The sequence below is a fragment of the Protofrankia sp. CiP1_Cm_nod2 genome (assembly GCF_920664355.1).
Classification (GTDB): Bacteria; Actinomycetota; Actinomycetes; order Frankiales; family Frankiaceae; genus Protofrankia.
Window position 1 is genome coordinate 4119 of sequence record NZ_CAKKTL010000334.1, and the last position, 601, is coordinate 4719.

The 601-nt window shown below is 68.2% G+C and carries 1 protein-coding gene; it reads left to right on the plus strand.

The annotated features are described in order from the left end of the window. Window positions 1-80: 80 nt before the first annotated feature. A partial coding sequence (locus NBW84_RS24650; RefSeq protein WP_445548826.1) for an RHS repeat-associated core domain-containing protein occupies window positions 81-601 on the plus strand: 521 nt, incomplete at its 3' end.

A 601-nucleotide genomic window follows, 5' to 3' on the forward strand; every position in this document is an offset into this window, starting at 1 on the left:
CCAGCGGGTCGGGGCTGTCGGATCAGAAGGCGTTCGATCCGTTCGGGGTGCCGACGACCGCGGGCAGCGCGCAGGTGCGGGTGGGTTTCCAGGGCTCCTGGACGGACCCGGCGACCGCGAAGGTCTCCGCGCAGGCCCGCTGGTACACCCCGGCCACCGGCGGGTTCATTTCCCGGGACAGCGCGCAGTTGCCGTTGACGTCGGCGGTGTCAGCGAACCGGTACACCTACGCCAACGCCAACCCGCTGACGTACAGCGACCCCAGTGGTCATAACGCTGCTGTTATAGGCGGGGAGGTTGGGTGTGCGGTTGGTGGGCTGTTCGGGTGCGTGGTTGGTCTTGTAGCTGGTGCGGTTGTCACGGCGGCTGTGGCGTACGCGGCCGATCGGGCTATTGATCATGTTTTGGATCGGGGTGATTCACGGGGGGCCTCGGTGCCGGCTGCTGTTCCGGCGGTGTCGTCGGTGTCGAGGCCGTGGGTGGATGGCTGGTCGGCGGGGGCTTCCCTGAGTGTGGCTCCGGCGCTGCCTGGGGGTGGGAGTCTGCCAGTTGGTGGCGGCTCATCGGGTGGGAGCACGGGTAAGTCGGGCGGGACTAGTGT